Source organism: Porphyrobacter sp. YT40 (genome assembly GCF_006542605.1).
GTDB lineage: Bacteria > Pseudomonadota > Alphaproteobacteria > Sphingomonadales > Sphingomonadaceae > Erythrobacter.
Genome location: NZ_CP041222.1, coordinates 1501187 through 1522071, shown reverse-complemented (window position 1 = coordinate 1522071; position 20885 = coordinate 1501187). Strand labels below are relative to the sequence as shown.

The following is a 20885-nucleotide window of genomic DNA, read 5'->3' as shown; positions in this document are numbered from 1 at the left end:
CCGAGGGCGTGTGTCGGTCAGAACGCCTTGCGCAGCGTGAACTGGAAGGTGCGCCCGTATTGCTCGTGGCGGCTCGCGAAGGAGCTGCCAAGCGGCTGCGGCGGCGGGTTGCTGCCGGGCGCGCGGTCGAACAGCGGGTTCTCGGTCACGAAGGGCTCGTCCGTCAGGTTGAACACTTCAGCGAGGATCTGCACACCGTTGAGGAAGCTGCCTTCCTTTTCGAAGGTGTAGCCGATCTGCGCGTCGAGAATGGTCTCGCTGCGCGCCTGCGCCCCTTCGAGCCCGCCCGAGAAGTTGGGAACTTCCGAAAGGAAGTCGCCGCGATAACGGGCCGCCAGTTTGGCGCGGAAGCCGCTCTTCTCGTAGAAGATGTCGCCCGACCAGGTGAGGTCCGAATAGCCCGGGATCGAAATGGGCTCAAGGCCCGGAGGCGTGATCTCGGCATCCGAATAGGTGATCGAGTAGAACCCGCCGAACCCGTCCAGCGCATTGCTGAAGTCGCCGAAGTTCACCCGCACCGTGCCTTCGATCCCGGTGATCTTGCCATCCGAGAAGTTGACCGGACCGTTGAAGTTGCCGAGCGCAACTTCGGGGTTGGTGTCGAGAATGCCGCCCGCACCCGAATTGATGATCTGCTGGCTGAGATCGAAGGATTCGTTGAGGTTGACCACCCAGTCCGACAGATCCTTGTGGAACGCGGCGACGATGATCGCGGTGCCGGGCGAGAAATACTTCTCGAAGGAGATGTCGTAGGACGTCGAACGATAGGGCTGCAGGAAGGGATTGCCCCCGCCGAGGTTGAAGCAGACGTTCGACGGCGGATTGAACTGGCCGGGCAGCACGGTGTCGACGAACTGGTCGCCGTCATTGTCGATACAGACGTTGTTGTTGACCGTCAGGTTCTGGTTCGCCGCCAGCTGATCGAGCCGCGCGCGGGTGATCGTCTGCGCAAAGGCGACGCGGATGAAGGTATCCGGCAGCATCTCGAAGCTGAGGTTCATGCTCGGCAGCCAGTTGTCGTAGCTGAAGCTGACATCGTTGATCGCACCGCCGGCGAGCGTGCCGGTGGAGGACTGCTGGGTGTCGACATAGCGCAGGCCGATATTGCCGCGCACCGGCACCGAGCCGAGATCACCGTCGATATTGGCCTGGAGGTAGAAGCTGTTGATCTTCTCCTTCACCAGCCATTCGGTATCGTCGGTCGCGGCTTCCTGCACATAGGTGCCGTCGGTCAGCAGCGGGGCCGGGTTGTAGGCGACGATGTCGAGCCCGATGCTCTTGGAATCGCTCGCCCCGATGATGAGGTCGCTCGGGATCGCGCGGGAACCGCCCACGAAGCCGTTGCCGGCGCGCAGGAAGATCCCGTTGTTGTCGAAATCCTTCTCGCGGTCGGTGTAGAGCCAGCCGGCGACGATGCGGTCGATGAAGCCGCCGTCGAACTCCCAGAAGGTTTCGGCGCGCAGCTGGTGCAGCTCGTCATTGGTTTCCGGCACGCGCAGGAAGCCGACCTGGCCCCAGCCGCCCGGATCGACCAGCAGCACGTTGGCCGGATCGGTGTAATCGATCTGGCTGTCGATCGTGTAGGCGCCGTCCTGCGGGAAGGTGAAGGTCAGCGTGTCGGCCGGGCCGCTCCCGCCGGGGCCGGTGCTGGCATAGGATTCGTAGTCGACATCATTGCGGTTCAGCGTCGAATAGCCGTAGTCGACGACGAAGCCGAGGTTGTCGGTCGCCTTCCATTCGAGATTGCCGCCGATAGCGAAGATTTCCGAATCCGCGCCTTCGGTGTCGGTGCGCAGGATCGGGTAGACGTTGGAATAGGTCGCGCTTTCGGCAAAGTCGCCGCTGCCGGTCACCTGATCGACCTGCGCGCCGCCATTGGCGCTCCACGAGGCGATCGGGGTTTCGGTGCCGCGGAAAACGCCGGCGTCTTCGGTCTTGGTGTAGAAGGAATCGAGGGTGAGCGAGAAGCTGTCGGTCGGCTCGAACTGGAGGCTACCGGCGACCGAGGTGCGCTTGAATTCGCGGCTTTGCGAGCCCTGACGCGGGTTGTCGCGCGGGAAGACCGTGCCGCCCGGGGTGGTGACGCGATCGACCTGGCCATTGGCGGTCTTCAGCTCGCGCTGGACGATCTGGGTCGGGATCGACTGGGTGGTGGCACCCAGCGACCAGCCGATCGTGCCATCGGCGTTCTGGTCGATATAGCTGGCGAAGAAGCGATAGCCGTCCGCGCCGAAATCGGGGTTGAGCGAGCCCTGATCGTTGATCGTGTAGGTGCCCGAGACGGTGATCTGACGCTTGTTCACGTCCAGCGGCTTGACCGTGCGCAGGTCGACCGCACCGGCAATGCCGATCGCGGCGAGTTGGGCGTCACCGGTCTTGTAGACGATGCCGGTGCCGATCAGTTCGGACGGGAACTGATCGAACTCGATCCCGCGGTTGTTGCCTGCCGAAACGACTTCGCGGCCATTGAGCAGCGCAAGGCTGAAGTCCGGGCCGAGGCCGCGGATCGAGACCTGCTGCGACCGGCCGCGCACGCGCTGGGCGGTTACGCCGGGCAGACGCGCGAGGGTGTCGGCGATCGAGAGGTCGGGCAGCAGGCCGAGGTCTTCGGCGGTGATCACTTCGACGATCGAGGTCGCGTTGCGCTTGGCATCGAGCGAGGACTGGATCGACTGCCGGATGCCGGTGACGATGATGGCGTTTTCGGTCTCTTCTTCGGCGACCGTATCCGGCTCATCGGCGTCCTGCGCCATGACCGGCGCGCCGGTGACGGCCAGCGCCATGAAGGTTGCGGCCCCGCACAGCAGGCGCGCGCTCACATTGATCCCGTTCTTTTTCATCAGAAGTCCCCTCCCGCTAGCGCCGTTGACCATGCGCTTTTGCAGTTTTTTTCATAGCGGATCGCAAGCGGCCCGTAAATCTCCAATTCACAGAACTGCCATGTCATCGTTTGCAGGCGACATAGTCCTGTTTAATCAATTGGTAATGGCCATCCTACGCCAAGCTGCGTGGGCCACCAGACCAATCTTTCGGCCCAAATGTTGCCCGATTGACACAGTTTTTCGCGCCGTCGGCTCATGCCGCAGTGCAGCATCAAGACGCGGCCCGCTGACCGGATCGCCAGACATCGTCTACTGCCTCACTCGGCACTGCTTTCCCCATGATTTTAGGTATTTATTCATTCGACTTTGAGTGTTCCCCCCGATTTGATAGGCTCCGACACATGACGATTGCCCCCATCTCGCGCACGCCCGCGCCCATGCAGGACTGGGGCATTGCGCTCGCAAATCCGCGGGTCGAACATTTTTCAACGTCCAATCATAGGCTTGTGAGCATCGACGGGCTGCTCGAATCTCCCGAGGCGGTGATTTCGCAAGCCAGTTTGCAAAATTTTGCAAAAATCACGCCGCAATATCCGGGGGTGCGCGCCGCGCTCGATCCGGCGATCTGCGCTGCGTGGCTGAGCCAGCTCTCCCCGCTGCTCGACCAGTGGTTCGGGCCCTATGGCCGGGCGTGGGAGATGCAGGCGTGGTATTCGCTCGTCACCACCCCGCCCGCACAGCTCGCGCCGATCCAGCGCCTGCCGCATGTCGACGGGACCGATCCCACACAGATCGCGATGATGCTCTATCTCGATCGCGCCGGGCCGCATGGGGGAACGGCCTTCTTCCGCCACCGTTCGACCGGGCTGGAGGCGCTGACTCAGGCCGATTTCCCACGCTATGCCGCTGCCTTGCAGGCCGATGTCGCGCGCACCGGCCTGCCGCCCGCCGCCTACCCCACCGACGGCGCGCCCCATTTCGAGCGCACCCATGTGGTGCCCGCCACCTTCAACAGCGCGGTGTTCTACCGCGGCAATATCCTCCACAGCGGGGTCATCGACAACGCAGCCCCCCTCAGCGCCGATCCGCGCGCGGGGAGGCTGACGATCAACGCCTTCTTCCGCCCGGCGGCGGGGTGAGGCGTCAGGGGAACGGAACATGGACAGGCCTGAGGTAAGGAAACTGGTGATCGTCGGCGGCGGCACTGCGGGGTGGATCACCGCCGCCGCCTTCGCGCGGCTGCTGGGCGAGCGACTGACGATCGAGCTGGTCGAGAGCGAGGCGATCGGCACGGTCGGCGTCGGCGAGGCGACGATCCCGCAGATCATCCGCCTCAACACCATCCTCGGCATCGACGAGCACGAATTCCTGCGCGCCACCTCGGGCACCTTCAAGCTCGGGATCGAATTCGTCGACTGGGGCAGCAAGGGCAGCCGCTATCTTCACACCTTCGGCGAGACCGGGATGGTGGTCGGCAATGTCGCCTTCCATCACCACTGGCGCCGCAGTGCCGGAGCGGCGGGTGATCCCAAGGGCTTATGGAACTGGTCGCTGCACCAGATGGCCGCCGATCAGGCGCGCTTCGGCAAGCTCGACCGGGTCGGAAACACTCCGATGGCGGGGCTGGCCTATGCCTATCACTTCGACGCCAGCCGCTATGCCCAGTTCCTGCGCGCCTATGCGGAGGCGCGCGGCGTGACCCGCACCGAGGGCATCGTCCAGAGCGTTCAGCGCGACGGGGAAAGCGGCAATATCTGCGCTATCACCCTGCAGAACGGCACCGTGGTCGCAGGCGATTTCTTCATCGACTGCACCGGCTTCCGCTCGCTGCTGCTGGGCGAGGAGCTGGGCGTTGGCTATCAGGACTGGTCGCGCTGGCTCCCCTGCGACCGCGCGCTGGCGGTGCCGAGCGAACGCCTGCCGACGCTCGTGCCCTATACCCGCGCCACTGCCAAGGATGCGGGCTGGCAATGGCGCATCCCGCTCCAGCACCGCACCGGCAACGGGCACGTCTATTCGAGCGGCTTCACCAGCGACGATGCCGCCGCCGACACGTTGCTGACTGGACTCGATACCAATGCGCTGGGCGATCCGCGCCCGATCCGCTTCACCACCGGGCGGCGCGAGGCCTTCTGGGCGCATAATTGCGCCGCCATCGGGCTGTCGAGCGGGTTTCTCGAGCCGCTCGAATCGACCTCGATCCACCTGATCCAGTCGCATGTCAGCCGCCTGATCCAGCTCTTCCCGCGCGCCGGAGACCCATCGGCGATGCGCGACGAATACAACCGCCGCTGCGCCGCCGAGTTCGCGCAGATCCGCGATTTCCTTATCCTGCACTATCACCGCACCGACCGGGAAGACACGGAGTTCTGGCGCTATTGCAAGCACATGGCCGTGCCCGACAGCCTCACCCACAAGCTCGCGTTGTTCGCCGCCTCGGGGCGCGTGGGCCGCGACGTGGACGACCTGTTCCGCGAGGCGAGCTGGGTGCAGGTGATGCTGGGGCAGGGCATCATGCCCGCCGATTACGATCCGATGGCCGACCGGATGAGCGAGGGCCAGCTGGCCGAATTCCTCGCCAACCTGCGCACGCTGATGGCGCGCGCAGTGGCTGGCCTGCCGACGCACGAGCAATATCTCGCCCGCCACTGTCCGGTCGACGCGGCGCTGCTGGCGGCCTGAGGCCTCCGCCGTCAATCACAACAAAAAGGGCGGCGCAGGCCAAAACCTGCGCCGCCCTCTTTTCACGCCCGAAGGGGCGACAAATTACTTCTTGGTGCTGGCGAGATAGGCCACCAGGTTCGCGCGATCCTGGTCGTTCTTGATGCCAGGGAAGGCCATCTTGGTGCCCGGGATGTAGGCCTTGGGATCCTTGAGATATTCGAAGAGGTTTTCTTCGGTCCAGGTCACGCCGCTGCTCTTGTTGGCATCCGAGTAGGAATAGCCGGCAACCGAGCCTGCTTCGCGGCCCACGACATTGTAGAGCGACGGGCCGACGCGGTTCACGCCTTCGTCGAGCACGTGGCACGAACGGCACAGCGCGAAGGTCTTTTCGCCCGCGGCGACATCGGTGGTGAAGCTGGCATATTCGACCTTGGCACCATCGGCAGCCGCAGCCGCCGGAGTCTCGGTCACAGCAGGCGTGGCCGCCGCCGTATCGGTTGCAGCCGGAGCCGCCGTATCGTCAGCCTGCTTGCCGCCGCAAGCCGAAAGAGTAGCCATCGCTGCCAGCGCGGCCGCACCCATCAGGAAATTACGCTTCATGGTCGTTTGTCCTCTGAACAACTTGTTCCTCCCGCATCCCAGCGGGCCATAACCCAGTTTATCGGGCATGGAAAGCGGGACTTGACGCTGCGGCAAGACCCTCTCCCCAGATACCGTATGGCCCTAACGCGCGAGGTGACAAAGGGTTTCCCGCCGATCCCAACAAAGATTGCCTTGCAGGCTTGCGGCGCTATGCTTCGCGCCATGTTCAAAAACCTCCCGAAGCATACCAAGCTCGTCCTCGGCCTGATGGTCTTCCTTCCGGTCTATTTCGCGATCGCCGCGCTCGGCACCAAGGTCGGGCTATGGGGATGGCAATTCGGCCTCGTCACATTGACCCGCAACGGCGGGATGATCCTGCTGGGTCTGACCGCGCTTGCCGCGCTGGTCTCGCTGGTGCTGGCCGCGCGGATGACGCCGCGCCACAACGGGCTGATCTCGGTGGCGATCCTTGGCCTGCTGGTGCCGGGCGCGGCGCTGGTAATGTTCCTCAACGCGGGCAGCAAGGCCGATGCCAACCCGATCCACGATGTCGCCACCGACACCGCCAATCCGCCCGCCTTCTCGGCCGCGACGATGCAGGCGCGCGCCGATGCCGGGGCCAATCCGCTGAGCGATTATCAGGTGCCGCTGCGCGAGCTTGAACTCTACCAGACGTCAGCACCGGAGTTGGTGATCAAGTCGCACGCGCAGATCATCACCGATCGCTATGCGACGCTCGCGCCTCTGCCGCTCGCCGGGGCGAGCCGCACCGACGCGATTGCCGCGGTCGCGGCGGCGATGGGCAACATGGGCTTCAAGGACATTCGCCCCGATCCAGAGGCGGGCACCGTGGAAGGCGTGGCGGAGAGCTTCTGGTTCGGCTTCAAGGACGATGTCGTCGCCCGGATCGACGCAAACGAGATCAACTTCCGCTCGGTCAGCCGGGTCGGGCGCAGCGATCTCGGCGCCAATGCCGCACGCATCGCGGAGTTGCGCGACAGGGTGGCGACCCAGATCGGGCAGCGCTGATCCGTCAGGCGCGGAACGCCGCGGTCGCCATCGCGCTGCGCTGGAATACGGTCGCGACGCAGAGCGCGGCGTACGCATAGGCGATCACCGGGAACCATGCGGGCAAGAGGCACATGGCGATGAACACCGCGATGGTCTCGGCCCCCTCGGCAAGGCCGGTGGAGTAGAAGAAGCTCTTGCGGCCGTGTGCCGTGGTCTCGGCCCCGCGCTTGGCGGCGATCACCGCGAAGGCGAGGAAGCTTACGCCGGTCAGCACGAAGCTCGCCACCAGCACCAGCGCAGGCATCTGGTTGGCGGGGGCGAGGATGCCGAAGCCGAGCGGCACGCTGACATAAAAGGCGAAGTCGGCGACAATATCGAAATAGCCGCCCAGATCGCTCGGCCCGCGCGCCCGCGCGACCGCGCCGTCAAGCCCGTCGAGCAGCCGGTTGGCGATAATCAGCGCCAGCCCCCAGCCGATGTAGCCAAAGGCAATCGCCGCTGCCCCGCCCAGACCGAGGGCAAGGCCAGTGAAGGTCAGCGCGTTGGCGGTGACACCGCGCCGCGCCAGCCACACGCCCGCGCGATTGAGCGGCGGGTCGATCAGCGGGCGCAGTTTGGCGTCAAGCATCTAGGCGCTCCACGTCACCAGCCCGATCCACGCACCCGTCATCGCGCTGGCGAGATTGCCCGCGATCCAGCTCTTCATCCCCAGCCCCGCCGCCTCGGCGCGGCGTTCGGGGCAGAGCGTGCCGATGGTCGAGACCAGCAGGCCGACGCTGGCGAGGTTCGCCACGCCGCACAGCGCGTAGGTGACGATCAACAGGCTCCTCGGGCCGAAGGTGCCGGCGGGCAGCGCGGCGAGTTCGAGATAGGCGACATATTCGTTGAGCACCGCCTTGGTGCCCATCAATCCGCCCGCAGCCTGCGCCTCGCCCCAGGGCACGCCCAATAGCCACATGAAAGGCGCAAGGCCCCAGCCCAGCATCCGCTTGAGCGTCAGCGGCGCGCCATCCACCAGCGGCAGCGCGGCCAGCATCCCGTCGACCAGCGCGACCAGCGCGAAGACCACGATGATCACCGCGATCACGGCGAGGAACAGCTGCATCCCGTCCATCGTGCCCTTGACGATGGCATCGATGCTTCCTTCGTACTTGAGGCCCGGCTCCTCCTTCTCGACCTCGGTCGCGGTGTCATCGGTCCCGGCGGGCACCATCAGCCGCGCGATCAGCAGCGCGGCGGGGAGCGAGATCAGCGAGGCGGCGATCATGTGGCCGACCGCATCGGGCACGGTCGCCTTCAGTGTGGTCGCATAAAGCACGAGAATCGCTCCCGAGATCGTCGCCATGGTCAGCGCCATGATCTGGAACAGCTCGCTGCGAGAGACCCGGGCAAACCACGCGCGGGTGACCAGCGGCGCCTCGACCACGCCCAGAAAAACGCTCGCCCCGCCCGAAAGCCCGACCACGCCCGACACGCCGAGGCTTCGGCGCAGCAAAAAGCCGAGCCCGTTCACCAGCCAGCGCAGCACGCCCCAGTGCCACAGCAGCGCCGACAGCGCCGAGAACACGATCACCAGCGGCAGGATCTGGAAGGCGATCACCAGCGGTGGCTGCGCGCCCTCTTTCAGCGCGAAAGGCAGCTCCGCCCCGCCGAGATAGCCGAACATGTAGGCCGATCCCTTGAGCGTTGCCGCCTCGATCGCGCTCACCGCATTGTTGACGAGGCCGACCGCCGCCCACACGGCGGGCACCCGCAGGATCACCACCGCCAGCAACCCCTGCACCGCCAGCGCGCCCGCAATCCAGCGCCAGCCGGGATGGGCGCGGCGGTTCTCGCTGATCGCCCAGGCGATACCCACCAGCACCGCGATGCCGATGATGCCGCGCAGCTGGTCGAACAGCTCCATCAGCCGCGCATCCAGCCGTGATAGCGCTCGACCCACTTGAGCAGGCTTTCGGGCTTGTGTGCCTTTTTCCAGTTGCCCGCGGCGAACTTGTTGGCCTCCACCATGGTCGGATAGGCGTGGATCGTGCCGAGGATCTTGTTGAGGCCGAGGCCGTGCTTCATCGCCAGCACATATTCGGCGATGAGTTCGCCCGCGTGGGCACCTACGATCGTGACGCCCAGCACCGTGTCCTTGCCGCCTGCCGGGGTGAGCACCTTGACGAAGCCCTTCGTCTCGCTCTCGGCAATCGCGCGGTCGAGATCGTCGAGGTCGTAGCGGGTAACCTCCACGGCGATGCCCTGCTCCGCCGCCTCGCGCTCGTTGATCCCGACGCGCGCGACCTCGGGGTCGAGGAAAGTGACGGCGGGGATCACGCGGTAATCGGCCTTGAACTTGCGGAACATCCCGAACAGCGCGTTGACGCTGGCATACCACGCCTGATGGCTGGCGGTGTGGGTGAACTGGAACGGCCCCGCCACATCGCCCGCGGCGAAGATATTGGGGAATTTGGTGGCGAGATATTCGTCGGTCACCACGGTTTTGTCGGTATCGACGCCGATATCCTCCAGCCCGAAGCCCTTGAGTCGCGCCTTGCGGCCGACCGCGACGAGCAGCGTGTCGAACGGCACCGGCACCTCCGCCCCGCCGCTTTCCGCGATCAGCGTGCGCCCCTCGATACGCACCGCCGTGTGGCCGGTGAGCACGCGCACCCCGTCCGCCTCCAGCACCGCGCGCGCCAGAGCGGCGACATCGCCATCCTCGCGCCCGAGGAGCTGGTCGCCCATCTCGATCTGCGTCACCTGCGAACCCAGCCGCGCCAGCGCCTGCGACAGCTCGCAGCCGATCGGCCCGCCGCCCAGCACCGCGACGCGCGCAGGCGCTGCATCCATCTGCGCGAAGGCATCCCACATCGTCTCGCTGGTGAGATAGCCGCTGGCTTCGATGCCGGGAATCGGCGGCACCACCGGCTCTGCCCCGCTGGCGATCACGATGCTGCGGGTGGTCAGCCGCTTGGTGCCGCCCCCATTCATCGCGATCTCGACCGTCCACGGGTCGACGATCCGTGCATAGCCCTTGACCACATCGACGCCGAGGCCCTTGTAGCGCTCCACGCTATCATGCGGTTCTATGCTTTTGATCGCTTCCATCACGCGGGCAATCACTGCCCTGAATGGCACCTGCGGGTCGGCGGGTGTGAGGCCATACTTGTCCGCCCCGCGCATCATCGCGGCGACCTTGGCGCTCTTGATCAGCGCCTTGGATGGCACGCAGCCGGTGTTGAGGCAATCGCCGCCCATGTCCTTCGCCTCGACCAGCGTCACCCTGGCCTTCACCGTCGCCCCGATCAGCGCCGAAACCAGCCCCGCCGAGCCAGCCCCGATCACCACCAGATTGCGATCGAAGGCCTTGGGCCTGGTGAACCCGGCATAGACTTTCCGGCGTTGCAGCGCGCCGATCACCAGCTTGGCGAGCCACGGCGCGATGCCCAGCAGCACGAAGCTGCCCAACACCCCCGGCGAGGCAATGCCCGAAAGGCTCTCGATCCGCGCCAGCTGCGTGCCCGCGTTCACATAGACCGCCGTGCCCAGCAGCATCCCCAACTGGCTCACCCAGACATAGGTCCAGATGCGGATGCGGGTGAGGCCCATCACCAGATTGACCACGAAGAAGGGGAAGGCCGGGATCATCCGCAGGGAGAAGAGGTAGAACGCCCCGTCACGCTCGACCCCGGCGTTGATCGCCTTCAGTCGCTCGCCGAAGCGCGCTTCGATCGTGTCGCGCAGCACGTAGCGCGAGGAGAGGAAGGCGAGCGTCGCCCCGAGGGTCGAGGCGAAGGAGACGAGGATCGTCCCCGTCAAGACCCCGAACAAGGCGCCCGCCGCCAGCGTCATCAGCGCCGCGCCGGGGAGCGAGGCCGCCGTCACCGCGACATAGATCGCGAAAAACCCCGCCAGCACGCCAACGGGGTTTTCGGCATAGAACGCCTCCCACTGCGCCACGCCCGCCTTGATCCCGGCGAGCGTCAGATATTGCCCGAGGTCGAAGACGAAATAGGCGGCAATGACGGCGGCCAGTGCGGCCAGAATGGCGAGTTTCTTCACGTTGTCTCCTGCCCCCGCACGTTCGCCCAGGGGCCTGCGGGGGTTACGCCTGATCCACGAGGCGGGCGTATTGCGCAATCCAGCGCTTGTCGATGCGGTGTTTGAGCGCGAGCACCCAGCGGCCCTCGGCGCTCAGCGAGCCATAGCTTGCAATCGCGCGCCCGTCGCCGGTGTTCATCAGATAGAGGTTGTTCCAGCGCGGGTGATAGCTGCGGCGCGGCGGCTTTCCCGCCAGCGCCGCGCGCAGATTGGCCGCCAGCACCGGCCCGGCGAAGACGGCGTGGACGCCCGAATGGGCGAGCTTTCTGTCGGCGCGCGCGGCTACGTCTCCGGCGGCGAAGATATGGGGATGCGAGACCGAGCGCTGGTGGGCATCGACCAGCATGAAGCCCCGATCATCCACCGCCAGCCCGGACGCGCGCACCCACTCGGGCGCGGCACTGCCGAGCGCGGCGACGATCAGCTCGGCCGGTTCGAGCGAAGTCTCCCCCGCCCGGATCGCACCGCGCGCGATCTGCGCGTCGCTCAGGTGGAGCGCGATCCCCTGCCGCATCAGCGCGGCGGCGACGCGGCCGCGCACGGCTTGCGAAAATCCGGGGAGCAGACCTCCCTCGCCCGCAACCAGCGCGACCTCGGGCCGGGTTTCGGCTGCGGCGAGATTGCGCAGGGCGAAGGCGAGCTCCACGCCCCCGGCCCCGCCGCCTGCCACCACCACCCGGCGAGGATGGCGCCAGCGCGTGATCCGTTCGACGAAGCCCTCGATTGGGCGGATGTCGAGAATGCGCGGATCGTCCCCCAGCACCGCCGCCGCGCGCCCCACTCCGCCGGTGTCGAGCGAGGCGAGGTCGAAGGCGATGGCCGTGCCGCTGTCGGTGGTCACGGTGCGCGCTTGCGGGTCGAGCGTCACGCAGCGCCCCGCAATCCACTCCACCCCGGCGCGAGCGGCGAGGGCGGCGAGGTCGACCCGCCCCTCGTCCCGCTCATGCTGACCGGCGAGCCAGCCCGGCACCATGCCCGAATAGCGCAAGTGCGGATGCGGGGTGAGCAGCAGCGTGCGCGTCTCCGGCGGAGCGCTGCGCCTCGCCCAGTCCGCCAGCACCGCAACATGGGCGTGCCCGCCACCGACCAGCAGCAGCGTCTTCGCTTCCCTTTCCCCGCTCGTTCTGCCCTGTGTCATCGTCGCTTCATCGCGCGTGGTTCAGCTAACCGCAAGCTTTGGACAGTAACGGGGCGGCAAGACGACAATGCTTCGCAATAGCTTCTTGTAGCTTCATATATAAAGGAAGTTGCAGGGAAATCATCGGCCCGGAACCGCAACCGTGCTGGATGATTGATCGCTTGCAGCGCGGCAATGTTGCAATAGATGCATTAAGGCCCAACCCCCGCATCGCGCGCGGGACTTGGCGCATCGCTGATCGGGTTGTGCAACGGAAAGGCTGCCATGGCAGGTGAAGGCCAGAATATCGGCAAACAGATTTCGCTCTCGAAGTTTTTCAGGGTGTTCTTCGACATCCTGAGGCCGGAGGCGAATTTCTACTGGCTCGCGGCGGTCTATGGCGTGGGCATCAGCCTGCTGTCGCTGGCGACCCCGATTTCGGTGCAGATGCTGATCAACACCATCGCCAACACCGCGCTTACCGCGCCGCTGGTGATGCTGTCGCTGACGCTGTTCGGCCTGCTGACCATCTCCAGCCTGCTCTACGCCTTGCGCGTCCACCTGATGGAGCTGTTCGCTCGGCGCTTCTACGCGCGCATGGTGGCGGAAATTTCGCTGATCGCTGTCTATGCCCAGAACCCCTTCTTCAACGACGCCAAGAAAGGCTCGCTGTTCAACCGCTATTTCGATGTGGTCTATGTCCAGACCGCGATCCCGATCCTGTTCATCGGTGGCTTCACCACGCTGTTGCAGATCGCCGTGGGCTTCGTGCTGGTGAGCCTCTACCACCCCTATTTCCTTGCCTTCACGCTGGTGACGATCGCGCTCATCTGGGTGATCTGGCTGGCATGGGGCGCGCGGGCGCTGCGCACCGGGATCGATGTCAGCCATGCCAAGCACGCCACCGCCAGCTGGCTCGACACGCTGGGCGGATCGAACGGCTTCTTCAAGTCGCAGCGCCGGATCGACTACGCGCTCGACAAGACCGACGATTACACCCGCGTCTACATCAACGACCGCAAGAGCCACTTTCGCCACCTGTTTTCGCAGACCATCGCCTTCCTGCTGATGTATGCCGCCGCCAGCGCCGCGCTGCTGGGCCTTGGCGGCTGGCTGGTGATCCAGAACGAGCTCACCCTCGGCCAGCTGGTCGCGGCCGAACTGGTGCTGTCGGCGGCGTTCCTCGGCGTGGCGCAGCTGGGCAGCTACCTTGGCTATTTCTACGACCTCTTCGCCGCGGTCGAGGAAATCTCGCAGTTCTACGATGTCGAGCAGGAACAGCCCAAGGGCGCCGATCCCTTCGACGGGCCGGATCACACCATCGCGATGCAGGGCGTGCGCGGCACCGCGCGGCACGAGGAGGCGCAGTTCGACCTCACCATCCCGAGCGGGTCGATCATCATGGCGGCGGCCAGCCACCACGGGGTGCAGCGGCTGTTCACCAACCTGCTCAAGCTTCACGTCCTGCCCGAAAGCGGCTTTGCGACGCTGGGCGGTGTCGACATGAAGGCGATCGAGGCGCACCATTTGCGCAAGAATGTCCACGTGCTCGACCGCCCGAGCACGGTGGAAATGACGATCCGCGAATATCTCGCCCTGTCCTGCCCCGACACCGCGCAGCAGCGGATGATCGGCGCGCTGGAGACGGTGGGTCTGGCGCGCACCATCGCCACGCTCGAAAAGGGGCTCGATACCCCGCTCGCGTCGACCGGCTATCCGCTTTCGGCAGTGGAGTTGCAGCAGCTGAAGCTCGCCAACGCATTGCTCGAACGCCCGCGTATTCTCGTGCTCAGCCGGTTGTTCGACCTGATCGACCCTGAACCCATCGCCCGCGCCGTGAACGAGCTGCGCGCGCAGGCCTATACGACGGTGATCTACTTCTCCAACCGCCGCATCGATCTCGGCTTCGACCGCTTTCTCTACCTCGAAGCGCACCAGCAGCGCTTCTTCGGCAGCTTCGAGGAATTCTGCGCCGCCATGAACCGCACGCCCGCCGCCTATATCGGCGCGCCGCTCGCCGACGGGGAGGCCTGATCATGGCGACCATGAAAGAGGATATGGCCCACTTCACCACCCTCGCGTCGATCAGGACGCCGAAGGTGATGCGCGCGGTGTTCTTCATCCTGCTGGCGGCGATCATCATCACGGTCGCTTTCCTGATCTACGTGCCCTGGGTGCAGACCGCCTCGGGCCGCGGGGTGGTGACGACGCTCAGCCCCAACGAACGGCGGCAGGACATCAACGCGCTGGTGCCGGGCCGGATCGAGGAATGGTATGTGCGTGACGGTTCCTCGGTGAAGAAAGGCGATCCGATCGTCCGCATCGCCGACCTCGACCCGAACCTGCTCCAGCGCCTGCAGGCTGAACGCACGCAAATGGAGTTGCAATTGCAGGCCGCGCAGTCCGCACTCGCCACCGCGCGGATCGACGAGCGGCGTAGTCGCGAGCTGTTCGAGGCCGGGCTTGCCGCCCGCCGGGATTACGAGCTGGCGCAGATCAAGGTCGCCGACCTCGAGGCGCGCGTCGCCGCCGCGCAGGCCGATCTCAACCGCGCCGATACCAACATCGCGCGCCAGTCCGAACAGATCGTGCGCGCGCCGCGCGACGGCTTCATCCAGAGCCTCAACGCGGGCGATGCGGCGACCTACATCAACGCGGGCGACGTGCTCGCGACCTTCGTGCCCGAGGGGGCCGAGCGGGTGATCGAGATCTTCATCGACGGGCGCGATGTCGCGCTGGTGCGGCCGGGCGATCCGGCGCGCATCCAGTTCGAAGGCTGGCCCGCGGTGCAGTTTTCGGGCTGGCCTTCGGTCGCGGTCGGCACCTTCGGGGGCCGCGTGATCGCGGTCGACCAGTCGGCGCAGGTCAATGGCCGCTTCCGCGTGCTGATCGCGGAAGAGAAGATGGACGGCTACAGCTGGCCCGAGGAACGCTATGTCCGCTTCGGCGCGGCGGTGCAGGCCTGGGTGCTGCTGGAGACCGTGCCGGTCGGCTACGAGATCTGGCGTCAGCTCAACAACTTCCCGCCCGAACTCCCCGCCGCCACCAGCACCGGCTCCGCCTCGGGATCGGCGAACTGATCATGCCGCGACGTCTAGCCTTGCTGAAGCTGGGCGCGCTCCTGGCGAGCGGCGCTGCGCTGGCGCTGGCGCCGCTCCCCGCGGCGGCGCAAGACGTCGTCCCGGTCGGCGAACCGCTCGACGTCGCGCTCAAGACGGGCCCGCTGCTGCCCGAGGAAGTGCTGCGCGCCTCGGCGCTGACCTTCCCTTCGATCCTCGAAGCCTTCGAACGCGAAGCCGCCGCGCGCGCGGATCAGCTTGGGGCCGACGGGGCCTTCGACCTGATGCTCAAGGGCGAATATTACGACCGGCTGACGGGCTATTACTCGGGCGGTTTCGGCAAGGTCGAGGCGCGCCAGCCGCTGCGACCCTATGGCGCGGAAGTGTTCGGCTCCTACCGCGTCTCCAGCGGCGATTTCCCGACTTACGAGAATTACAATTACACCAACGCGCTGGGCGAAGCGAAGGTCGGCGCGCTGTTTTCGCTGCTGCGCAACCGCGACATCGACAGCCGCCGCTTCGCGATCGAGGACACCCGCCTTGCCGCCAGCCAGGCGCAGCTCGATGTGCTGCTGGTGCAATTGAACGTCCAGCACGAGGCGCTGCGCGCCTATTGGCGCTGGGTCGCCGCGGGCGAGGAAATCCGGGTGTTCGAGGAACTGCTCGAAATCGCCGAGGCGCGCCAGATCGGCCTTACCCGCGAAGTCAACGAAGGCGCCCGCGCGCGCATCGCGCTGACCGAGAACGAGCAGAACCTGCTGCGCCGCCGCTCGCTGCTGGAAGAGGCCAAGCGCAACTTCATCACCGCGTCCAATTCGCTGGGCTTCTATATTCGCGGTTCGGACAGAGAGATGATCGTGCCCACGCGCGAGATGCTGCCCGATCTGTCGCGCTTTCGGGAAATTTCCCCGGCGGAGAAACTGGCCGCGCTGCCGCTCGGCGAGGTGATCCAGTCGCGCCCCGAGCTCCAGACCTTCAGGCTTGCGCTCGAACGCGCCACCAACAAGGTCGCGCTGCGGCAGAACGACCTGCAACCCTCGCTCAATGCCTCGGTCGAATTGTCGCGCGATTTCGGACAGATCGGCCCGGGCGGCCCCGGCTTCGATTCGACCGACACCGTGGTGGGCCTGACCTTCTCCGTCCCGCTCCAGCGCCGCACCGCGCGCGGGGCGCTGCAACGGGCCGAGGCCGAGCTGCGCGAGACCGAGCTGCGCCAGCGCCGCATTGCCGACCAGATCACCACCGAAGTCGGCAATATTCTCGCCAATCTGCGCGCCGCGCTCCGCCTGTCCGATCTCGCCGACGCCGAGGTGAAGCAGGCCAACGCCATGGTGCAGGCCGAACGCACCCGGTTCAGGCTGGGCGCGGGCGAATTCTTCCTCGTCAACGCGCGCGAGGAAACCGCCGCCAACGCCCAAATCAGCGCAATCCGCGCCGAACTCGCCGGGCGGCTGGCCGAGGCGAGCTACAACGCGGCGACGATGAATCTGGACGCACTGGGGCTGGAATAGCGGCGCGTCAGAGCTTGCCCCTGAGCGCCTGATAGGCCGCCGCCGCGACGGTGTTGGCAAGGTTGAGCGAGCGGATCACGTCCGAGCGCATCGGCAGGTGGAACAGCCGGTCCGGATGGCGCGCGATGATCGCCTGCGGAATACCCTTGGTCTCCTGCCCGAAGATGAGAAAGGCGTCGTCCGGATAGGCGGGCTCGTAGAAGCTGCGGCTGCCGAATTCCTCGAACAGGAACAGCTGGTCTTCGCGCGGCGCACGGGCGTCGAGGAAGCCGTCCCAGCTGGCGTATTCGGTGAGGTGGACATGCGGCCAGTAATCGAGGCCCGAGCGTTTCACCCGCTTGTCGGTGATCTCGAAGCCCAGCGGGTGGATCAGAATCAGCTCCATATCCAGCGCCACACAGGTGCGCCCCACCGCGCCGGTGTTGCCGGGGATCTCGGGCTGGACGAGGATGATTGCGGTCAAGGCGCGTCGGCGCCGATCACTTCGGGCTTGCGGTAAAAGCCGAACGCGCCCTCACCCGACCACGCCTTGCCGTCGGGGTAACGCAGCTCGATCCCGGCCAAATCGGCATCGTCCGCAAGGCCCATGTTGACCCCGGCCATCACATCGCCATGCTTCGCGACGGCAGCCGCCGTCAACCGAAAGTGCATGGTCGAACCGCAGTCCGGGCAGAAATGCACCTCTGCCCCGGCTTCCGCCTTGTCGCGCCGCTGGTAGCGCGCGGTCGGCCCACTGACCTCCACCTCCGCCGGATCGAAATAGCCCCAGCGCGCGCCCGCCTTGCGGCACATGTCGCAATTGCAGGCATGGATGAATTCCGGCCTGCGGGCCGTAGTCACGCACACGGCCCCGCAGAGGCAGGTGAGCGTCATCAGCCGAGCTTGCCCTTGAGCAGCTCGTTCACCAGCTGCGGGTTCGCTTTTCCCTGCATCGCCTTCATCGTCTGGCCGACGAAGAAGCCGAACAGCGCTTCCTTGCCGGCGCGGTATTGTTCGACCTTGTCGGCGTTGGCGGCGATGATGGCGTCCACCGCAGCTTCGATGGCGCCGGTGTCGCTGACCTGCTTCAGGCCTTCGGTATCGGCGATCTCGTTCGGGTCACGCCCAGTCCTGAGGACAATTTCAAAAATCTCCTTGGCCTGCCCGCCGCTGATTTCGGCCTTGTCGGCCATCGCGAGGATGCTCGCCTGCGCGCTTGCGGTGGCGTTGGCCGCATCGCCCTCGTCACCCAGCGCCTTCATCACCCCCGGCGCGACCGAGAGCGACCAGTTGGCGACCTGCGTGGCGACGGCAGCTTCGTCCTTGCCGGTCGCCTTGGCGGTCTCGGCCAGCAGCGTTTCGAAGCGGGCGAAGGTTTCGACCTCGGCAGTCAGCTCACGCGCGTTGTAGGGGGTGAGGCCGAGCACTTCGACATAGCGCTTGCGCTTGGCATCCGGCAGTTCGGGGAGCGAGGCGCGGCATTCGGCGAGGAAGTCCTCCTCCAGCACCAGCGGCAGCAGATCGGGATCGGGGAAGTAGCGATAGTCGTGCGCGTCTTCCTTGCTGCGCATGGTGCGCGTGGTGCCGGTGCCGGGGTCGAACAGGCGCGTTTCCTGCACGATGCTCCCGCCCGCTTCCAGCACATCGACCTGCCGCATCGCCTCGTGCTCGATCGCCTGCATGACGAAGCGCACGGAGTTGACGTTCTTCGTTTCCGTGCGGGTGCCGAAAGGCTCGCCCGCCTTGCGCACGCTGACATTGACGTCGGCGCGCATCGAGCCTTCTTCCATGTTGCCGTCGCACGAGCCGACATAGCGCAGGATCGCCCGCAGCTTCCTGAGGTAAGCCCCGGCCTCGGCGGGCGAGCGCATATCGGGCTTGGAGACGATCTCCATCAGCGCCACGCCGCTGCGGTTCAAGTCGACATAAGACATGGTCGGGTGCTGGTCGTGCATCAGCTTGCCCGCGTCCTGCTCCACGTGAATGCGCTCGATCCCGATGATCTTGTCTTCCGGAATCCCCGCCTTCTCGTCCGCTTCGATCAGCAGCGAGCCTTCGCCCACGATCGGGTGATAAAGCTGGCTGATCTGGTAGCCCTGCGGCAGATCGGCGTAGAAGTAGTTCTTGCGGTCGAACCGACTCCACGCGTTGATCTGCGCTTCGATCGCCATGCCGGTGCGCACCGCCTGGCGGATGCATTCGCGGTTGGGCACCGGCAGCATCCCCGGCATCGCGGCATCGACGAGGGAGACCTGGCTGTTCGGCTCCGCCCCGAAAGCGGTCGCCGCGCCGCTGAAAAGCTTGGAGTTCGAGGTCACCTGCGCGTGGACTTCAAGGCCGATCACGACCTCCCATTCGCCCGTGGCACCCTGAATGCGGTAGTTGCTCATTTGCTTTCCTCGTCCTCGATCACCTTGCCATCCGGCCCGAAGCGCATCTCGCCGTGATCGACGTTCTTTCTAACCCAATTGGCGACCATGAAGGTCACCGGCACCGCCAGCATGATGCCGATCCCGGCCAGCCAAAGCGGCAGGTCTGGTGTCACCACCACTTCTCCGGCTTGGCGGTGAAGCCCGCGCGCTGCTGGATCGCGAGGCCTGCGTTGAGCACGCCCTGTTCGTCGAACGGCCGTCCGACCAGCTGGAGACCCAGCGGCAGGCCATCGGCGTTGATCGTGGCGGGGACGCTCATCGCGGGCAGGCCTGCGAGGCTGGCGGGCACGGCGAAGACGTCGTTGAGGTACATCGTCAGCGGGTCTTCGTTCATCGAACCCAGCGGGAAACTCGCCGTCGGCGTGGTCGGCGCGAGGATCACGTCGCACTGTTCGAAAGCGCGTTCGAAATCGCGGGCCACCAGCGCGCGGACCTTTTGCGCCTGGGTGTAATAGGCGTCGTAGAAGCCGGCCGAAAGCACATAGGTGCCGATCAGGATGCGGCGCTTGACCTCGTCGCCGAAGCCGGCGGCGCGGGTGGCGGCGTACATGTCCTGCAGGCCGGAGCCGTCCGGCAGATCGCGCAGGCCGTAGCGCACGCCGTCATAGCGCGCGAGATTGCTCGACGCTTCGGCAGGCGCGACGATGTAATAGGCGGGCAGCGCATATTTGGTGTGCGGCAGCGAAACGTCGACGATCTCGGCGCCCGCATCCTTGAGCCACGCCTTGCCCTGTTCCCACGAATCGAGGATCGCCTGATCGGTGCCCTCCATCCGGTATTCGCGCGGGATGCCGACCTTCTTGCCGCGCAGGTCGGAATTCAGCGCCGCTTCCCAGTCGGGCACGTCCATCTGGAGCGAGGTCGAATCCTTGGAATCGAAGCCCGCCATCGCGCCGAGCATGATCGCGCAATCCTCGACCGAGCGCGCCATCGGCCCGGCCTGATCGAGCGAGGACGCAAAGGCGACCACGCCCCAGCGTGAGCACCGCCCATAGGTCGGCTTGATCCCGCAGATGCCGGTAAAGGCGGCAGGCTGGCGGATCGAACCGCCGGTGTCGGTGCCGGTCGCGGCGGGCGCGATGCGCGCGGCGACCGCGGCGGAGGAACCGCCCGAGGAGCCGCCGGGGCTCATCGGCTGGTTGCTGCCCGACTTGCGCCACGGCGAGCTGACATTGCCGAAATAGGAAGTCTCGTTCGACGAACCCATCGCGAACTGATCGAGATTGAGCTTGCCCAGCATCCCCGCGCCCGCGTCCCACAGCTTCTGCGAGACGGTGCTTTCGTAGCGGGGCGTGAATCCTTCGAGGATGTGGCTCGCCGCGGTGGTTTGCACGCCGTGGGTGGCGAACAGGTCCTTCATGCCGATCGGCACGCCCGCCATGGTGCCCAGCTGCTCGCCGGCGGCGCGCGCCGCATCCACCCTGTCGGCGGCGGCGAGCGCGTGATCGGGAGTGGTGACGATGAAGGCGTTCAGCGCAGCAGCCTCGGCCACGGCGGTGTTGAAGGCTTCGGCCACTTCGCGCGCGGTGAAGTCGCCCTTCGCCACGCCGTCGCGGATGTCTTTTACGCCGAGTTCAGTCAGGTCAGTCATACTATCTGCGCGTCCCCGCGAAGGCGGGGAC

At 66.0% G+C, this 20885-nt stretch carries 17 protein-coding genes; 6 read left to right on the top strand and 11 right to left on the bottom strand.

Annotation, left to right across the window (positions count from 1 at the left end):
* Window positions 1-17: 17 nt before the first annotated feature.
* A complete protein-coding gene (locus E2E27_RS07160) occupies window positions 18-2840 on the bottom strand; it encodes a TonB-dependent receptor (RefSeq protein WP_234036229.1) in 2823 nt (940 codons plus the stop codon).
* Window positions 2841-3223: 383 nt separating this feature from the next.
* On the opposite strand from E2E27_RS07160, the gene E2E27_RS07155 reads away from it, so the two are divergent.
* Complete coding sequence (locus E2E27_RS07155) at window positions 3224-3961, top strand: DUF6445 family protein (RefSeq protein ID WP_234036228.1); 738 nt, start codon at window positions 3224-3226, stop codon at window positions 3959-3961.
* 19 nt (window positions 3962-3980) lie between these two features.
* Window positions 3981-5504, top strand: coding sequence for a tryptophan halogenase family protein (locus E2E27_RS07150; RefSeq protein WP_141458311.1), 1524 nt, complete (start codon window positions 3981-3983; stop codon window positions 5502-5504).
* Window positions 5505-5588: 84 nt separating this feature from the next.
* Here the strand turns inward: E2E27_RS07150 and E2E27_RS07145 are convergent, their stop codons facing one another.
* Window positions 5589-6086, bottom strand: a complete 498-nt coding sequence (locus tag E2E27_RS07145; protein WP_234036227.1) for a c-type cytochrome — start codon at window positions 6084-6086, stop codon at window positions 5589-5591.
* A gap of 204 nt (window positions 6087-6290) precedes the next feature.
* Between E2E27_RS07145 and E2E27_RS07140 the strand changes: the two genes are divergently transcribed.
* Window positions 6291-7097 carry a DUF1499 domain-containing protein gene (locus E2E27_RS07140; RefSeq protein ID WP_141458310.1) on the top strand — a complete coding sequence of 269 codons (807 nt, stop codon included), beginning with the start codon at window positions 6291-6293 and terminating at the stop codon, window positions 7095-7097.
* A gap of 4 nt (window positions 7098-7101) precedes the next feature.
* Here the strand turns inward: E2E27_RS07140 and E2E27_RS07135 are convergent, their stop codons facing one another.
* Genes E2E27_RS07135 through E2E27_RS07120 form a run of 4 tightly spaced genes read right to left on the bottom strand, consistent with a single transcriptional unit; the run spans window position 7102 to window position 12303 of the window.
* The gene (locus E2E27_RS07135) at window positions 7102-7707 is read right to left on the bottom strand and encodes a CDP-alcohol phosphatidyltransferase family protein (protein WP_141458309.1); all 606 of its coding nucleotides are present in this window, start codon (window positions 7705-7707) and stop codon (window positions 7102-7104) included.
* Window positions 7708-9021, bottom strand: a complete 1314-nt coding sequence (locus E2E27_RS07130; protein ID WP_234036226.1) for a NupC/NupG family nucleoside CNT transporter — start codon at window positions 9019-9021, stop codon at window positions 7708-7710.
* Window positions 8985-11126 (bottom strand): dihydrolipoyl dehydrogenase family protein, encoded by a 2142-nt coding sequence (locus E2E27_RS07125; protein WP_141458308.1) that lies wholly within the window; start codon window positions 11124-11126, stop codon window positions 8985-8987. Before E2E27_RS07125 ends, E2E27_RS07130 begins: the two co-directional genes overlap by 37 nt.
* Window positions 11127-11169: 43 nt before the next feature.
* Complete coding sequence (locus tag E2E27_RS07120) at window positions 11170-12303, bottom strand: FAD-dependent oxidoreductase (RefSeq protein WP_141458307.1); 1134 nt, start codon at window positions 12301-12303, stop codon at window positions 11170-11172.
* Between the two features lie 264 nt (window positions 12304-12567).
* On the opposite strand from E2E27_RS07120, the gene E2E27_RS07115 reads away from it, so the two are divergent.
* The 3 genes from E2E27_RS07115 to E2E27_RS07105 are packed head-to-tail and all read left to right on the top strand — an operon-like array spanning window position 12568 to window position 16852.
* Window positions 12568-14316: an ABC transporter transmembrane domain-containing protein gene (locus tag E2E27_RS07115; RefSeq protein ID WP_141458306.1), complete on the top strand. Its 1749-nt coding sequence runs from the start codon at window positions 12568-12570 to the stop codon at window positions 14314-14316.
* Between the two features lie 2 nt (window positions 14317-14318).
* Window positions 14319-15362 (top strand): HlyD family secretion protein, encoded by a 1044-nt coding sequence (locus E2E27_RS07110; protein WP_181443617.1) that lies wholly within the window; start codon window positions 14319-14321, stop codon window positions 15360-15362.
* Between the two features lie 2 nt (window positions 15363-15364).
* Entirely contained in the window at window positions 15365-16852 is a 1488-nt protein-coding gene (locus E2E27_RS07105) for a TolC family protein (protein ID WP_141458304.1), read from the top strand.
* A 7-nt stretch (window positions 16853-16859) separates the two neighbouring features.
* On the opposite strand, the gene E2E27_RS07100 is transcribed toward E2E27_RS07105, so the two are convergent.
* The 5 genes from E2E27_RS07100 to gatA are packed head-to-tail and all read right to left on the bottom strand — an operon-like array spanning window position 16860 to window position 20854.
* On the bottom strand, window positions 16860-17315 hold the full coding sequence (locus tag E2E27_RS07100; RefSeq protein ID WP_141458303.1) for a tRNA (cytidine(34)-2'-O)-methyltransferase: 456 nt from the start codon (window positions 17313-17315) through the stop codon (window positions 16860-16862).
* Window positions 17312-17725: a GFA family protein gene (locus E2E27_RS07095; protein WP_234036225.1), complete on the bottom strand. Its 414-nt coding sequence runs from the start codon at window positions 17723-17725 to the stop codon at window positions 17312-17314. Before E2E27_RS07095 ends, E2E27_RS07100 begins: the two co-directional genes overlap by 4 nt.
* Complete coding sequence (gatB, locus tag E2E27_RS07090) at window positions 17725-19221, bottom strand: Asp-tRNA(Asn)/Glu-tRNA(Gln) amidotransferase subunit GatB (RefSeq protein WP_141458301.1); 1497 nt, start codon at window positions 19219-19221, stop codon at window positions 17725-17727. Before gatB ends, E2E27_RS07095 begins: the two co-directional genes overlap by 1 nt.
* Window positions 19218-19376 (bottom strand): glutamyl-tRNA amidotransferase, encoded by a 159-nt coding sequence (locus tag E2E27_RS07085; RefSeq protein WP_234036224.1) that lies wholly within the window; start codon window positions 19374-19376, stop codon window positions 19218-19220. Before E2E27_RS07085 ends, gatB begins: the two co-directional genes overlap by 4 nt.
* Window positions 19373-20854, bottom strand: coding sequence for an Asp-tRNA(Asn)/Glu-tRNA(Gln) amidotransferase subunit GatA (gene gatA / locus E2E27_RS07080; RefSeq protein ID WP_141458299.1), 1482 nt, complete (start codon window positions 20852-20854; stop codon window positions 19373-19375). The genes E2E27_RS07085 and gatA overlap by 4 nt, the downstream gene beginning before the upstream one ends.
* Between the last annotated feature and the right edge of the window lie 31 nt (window positions 20855-20885).

What these genes read in the sequence shown, in the direction of transcription:
- E2E27_RS07160 (WP_234036229.1), bottom strand. Translation starts at nt 2,840, where the DNA reads ATGAAAAAGAACGGGATCAATGTGAGCGCGCGCCTGCTGTGCGGGGCC.
- E2E27_RS07155 (WP_234036228.1), top strand. Translation starts at nt 3,224, where the DNA reads ATGACGATTGCCCCCATCTCGCGCACGCCCGCGCCCATGCAGGACTGG.
- E2E27_RS07150 (WP_141458311.1), top strand. Translation starts at nt 3,981, where the DNA reads ATGGACAGGCCTGAGGTAAGGAAACTGGTGATCGTCGGCGGCGGCACT.
- E2E27_RS07145 (WP_234036227.1), bottom strand. Translation starts at nt 6,086, where the DNA reads ATGAAGCGTAATTTCCTGATGGGTGCGGCCGCGCTGGCAGCGATGGCT.
- E2E27_RS07140 (WP_141458310.1), top strand. Translation starts at nt 6,291, where the DNA reads ATGTTCAAAAACCTCCCGAAGCATACCAAGCTCGTCCTCGGCCTGATG.
- E2E27_RS07135 (WP_141458309.1), bottom strand. Translation starts at nt 7,707, where the DNA reads ATGCTTGACGCCAAACTGCGCCCGCTGATCGACCCGCCGCTCAATCGC.
- E2E27_RS07120 (WP_141458307.1), bottom strand. Translation starts at nt 12,303, where the DNA reads ATGACACAGGGCAGAACGAGCGGGGAAAGGGAAGCGAAGACGCTGCTG.
- E2E27_RS07115 (WP_141458306.1), top strand. Translation starts at nt 12,568, where the DNA reads ATGGCAGGTGAAGGCCAGAATATCGGCAAACAGATTTCGCTCTCGAAG.
- E2E27_RS07110 (WP_181443617.1), top strand. Translation starts at nt 14,319, where the DNA reads ATGGCGACCATGAAAGAGGATATGGCCCACTTCACCACCCTCGCGTCG.
- E2E27_RS07105 (WP_141458304.1), top strand. Translation starts at nt 15,365, where the DNA reads ATGCCGCGACGTCTAGCCTTGCTGAAGCTGGGCGCGCTCCTGGCGAGC.
- E2E27_RS07095 (WP_234036225.1), bottom strand. Translation starts at nt 17,725, where the DNA reads ATGACGCTCACCTGCCTCTGCGGGGCCGTGTGCGTGACTACGGCCCGC.
- gatB (WP_141458301.1), bottom strand. Translation starts at nt 19,221, where the DNA reads ATGAGCAACTACCGCATTCAGGGTGCCACGGGCGAATGGGAGGTCGTG.
- gatA (WP_141458299.1), bottom strand. Translation starts at nt 20,854, where the DNA reads ATGACTGACCTGACTGAACTCGGCGTAAAAGACATCCGCGACGGCGTG.